2 protein-coding genes are annotated in these 3,193 nt (G+C 56.3%); one reads left to right on the forward strand and one right to left on the reverse strand.

All coding sequences use genetic code 11. The features are described from left to right. Positions 1–1,706, reverse strand: a 1,706-nt coding sequence (locus AB4043_RS19885; protein WP_442307873.1) for an FG-GAP-like repeat-containing protein, incomplete at its 3' end; no start/stop codon positions are given. A 243-nt stretch (positions 1,707–1,949) separates the two neighbouring features. Here AB4043_RS19885 and AB4043_RS19890 point away from each other — a divergent pair. Beyond that, positions 1,950–3,047, forward strand: a complete 1,098-nt coding sequence (locus AB4043_RS19890; protein ID WP_442307874.1) for a four-carbon acid sugar kinase family protein — start codon at positions 1,950–1,952, stop codon at positions 3,045–3,047. Positions 3,048–3,193 lie beyond the last annotated feature (146 nt).

Consider the following 3,193-nt stretch of genomic DNA (forward strand, 5'->3'; position numbering starts at 1 on the left):
CAGTACAGCACCGGAGCCCCTCTCGGGTCAGGGTCGATATTTGTATCGAGGTGGGAGAAGTAGCGCTTCCCTGCGATAAAGTCCGGGATTCCATCGCCATCAACATCCGCATACGATGTGCCGTGCAGTTCCGAGAACACTACACCGCCGGCGTTTTTGGCTGACCGGTCATTCATGACCATGTGCTCGGTGAAACTGATCTTGCCTGAGCTGTCCCGCTTCTGCTCATACCAGCCAAGCCCCCATCCATGAGCATTGAGTGACGTCACAACATCGTTCTTCCCGTCACCGTTCACGTCATAGACCGCCATCACACTCCCGCCCATCAGACCTCGGCCGAACTGCGCGAAAGCGGCGGGATGATAGGTCCACGGACCTGAGTCGGCTCCAGCCGCCGGCTGCTCCCACCAGCCGTAAGGGTTTATGACGTCGAGCCGTCCATCACCGTTGATATCCCCAACACCGATTCCATGGGCGACGCCGTAACCGGCGTCGGAGATGTCATGCACCACCCATTTCTCTGTGGGTCTGGCGGGATCGGGCTTCGCATAGCGGACGTGTCCAGCACCGCTGTAAACCAGCTCCGGCTTCCCATCTCCGTCGATATCCCGCAGTAGCGCGATCTCGCTTTGCACCCCTGTGCCTACCGCATACTTCTGCCAGCGACGATTCTCACCCTTTGGATTGATGTAGAGCTGTGCCCCAGGGCCGCCGCCAAAGTTTACGGTGAGGATGTCTGGCCAGCCGTCTCCGTCGAAGTCCGCGGCAAACTCCATCGTCGAATCGCCCGCAAACTCGGTCAAGGGATTCGAGGGGAATGCATAGTAGATCTCCCGAGACTTCCGATAGTCGGGACCGTAGTAGATGTAAGGCCCGGAGACGACATCGAGTACACCGTCCTTGTTGAAGTCCGCAGCCGCTGTTCCCCACGAATAATAGAAGTCGCTCAATCTCTGTTTCCGGAAGTATGGACCGACCTTCTCCTCATCCCGTGTCTTCAGAGACATGTCCATGTAAGCGACGTTGCGAAACTGGACTGCACCCTTGCCACCGGCATACAACGCTACAGGCCCATAGCCACCGTCTTCGACCATCGCCCCTTGCTGGCGGCCATCATTGAGAAATGACCGGACAGTATTGGCGTCAAAGAAGATCTCCACCGAGTTCCACTCGTGAGCTCGGAGGGAGGTATCGGCAGGTTTAAGAGGAAGATCGACGTTGGGGCTCTGCGGCCGGGGCCGGTTGTCACTCTGTGATTGAGAAGAAGAAGGAGGAGGAGTTAGACGAGCCAGCACGCCACCACGCGGCAGCTTCTCTTGCTTCACCATCTTTCCATTAGGATCGATCGTCACCGCGTAGGTGTTTAGCGTTGAATCATCGAGCGATACGTAGACGCCCTTCATCCCGCCGTCTGACGTCTTCTCTGCGCGGAGTAACACTCCAGTCTCGCAACTATCTTCACAACGAAACTCCGTATAGAAGCTGACGTCCTGGTATGAATTGTCCAGTACGAGCCAGCCTCCGCCGTTTCCTGCCGGCTTTCCCGTAATCGTGCCGGCATCAGCACTCCAATTCGCCTGACCTACTCTGTTCCRACCCTTGGCCGTCGGTCCCGTAAATCGCACATCGGGCGTGAAAGAAGGTCCTGAAGCAAGCGCGCTCACCGCCGTCAACAATACATTCAGCAAAACCAGGCCTTTTCTCACCGAACACTCCTTGGGTACGCAAGCACTCTCAACGCATATCTTGCGTAATACGCAAGATATATTGCGATACATGCGACCTAACTATAGGGGTAGCGATCGCGGATCGTCAACGAGAGCTGAAGGCGCGGGATTCGAAGGCGGTGGGCCAGGCTGATATTTCCAAATACTTCTGTTTTTGGAAATTATCTTGACATTATTTTCATATTTTCGAAACAATGCGCCTACTGGGGTCCTTGAGAGCGAATGTCCGCCAGAGCAACAGAGATGATTGGAGAATCGCCCGAAGCCCTGGTCATTCTGGCTGACGATCTTACTGGTGCGGCCGACGCAGCGGTTGCGTTTACGCGCACTTGCTCCGACGTCAGGGTAGATATGAACGGGCTTGCCCCCATACCGGGCGCGGTGGTTGCATGGAGCTCCGATACGAGAGATATGGAGCCGTCCCAGCTCAAGGAGCGGATCCAGTCTGTCTTGCATGACCTGCCCTCTTCCACAATCCTCTTTAAGAAAGTGGACYCCGTCTTTCGTGGGAATACCTTTGCCGAGATTCGTGAGGTTCTTTCTACAAGGGACTATGATCTGGCGGTTCTCGCCCCGGCATATCCGCAGATGGGCAGGCGGGTAGGAAAAGGGATACTGCAAATCGATGACCTCACAGGCTCCCGGTCGTTGGACCTTGCCCAGGAGTTGCCCGAGATCTCTCTTCTCCCTGCGGGACTCCCGGAGGATCAGATCGTGGCCAACTTCAGAGCTCTCTTAGATCAAGGGCAGCGAGCTCTTTTATGTGACGCTCACACGCAGGAGCATCTGGAAGCGGTGGCACGCGCGGCGCAGTCGTTGCGGATACGCGTCCTATGGATTGGTTCCGGGGGCCTCGCCCATGCCCTTGCCGCAGCATCCTCTGCAATCGCGCCCCCTCCCCCAGTGCAACAAAAACCGGCGGGGATAGCCTGTTACTTCATCGGTAGCGATCATCCAGTTACGGTCAGGCAAACAGTACGGCTTGAATCCAGCTGCGAACCGGTCAGTTTTCTCCTCAAGAGGGTTCCAAGAGCCCAGACATCCGAGTCGGAGATTCAAAGTGCATTGGCAGAGAGCGGAAAACATTCCATCGGAGCGCTTGTCATGACCGGTGGCGACACTGCCCGTCTTGTTTGTCGTGCTCTCGGGATCTCGGCGATTCGTCTCCTTCGAGAGTTCGTGCCCGGCGTCCCTTTGGGAGTGGCAATCGGCGGAGCCTATGACGGCACTCCTCTTCTATTGAAGAGTGGCGGATTTGGGGCAGATAACCTGCTGTGCGACATACAGGCGGAGTTTTCAAATCAAGAGACATACTTTTGAGCACCGGTGATGCTCGGAAAACATTTCAGAACGACCAGGGAAAACGATGAAAAAGGCCAAAGCACCTAGCGCTACGACTGCAAAGAAATCGGTACGTCGCCGTGTCCCGAAGTGGGCACTACAGAGCAGCGACTCCGGCGCTGGTG

The sequence above is a fragment of the Terriglobus sp. YAF25 genome (assembly GCF_052113305.1).
In the GTDB taxonomy this organism is placed as follows: Bacteria; Acidobacteriota; Terriglobia; order Terriglobales; family Acidobacteriaceae; genus Terriglobus.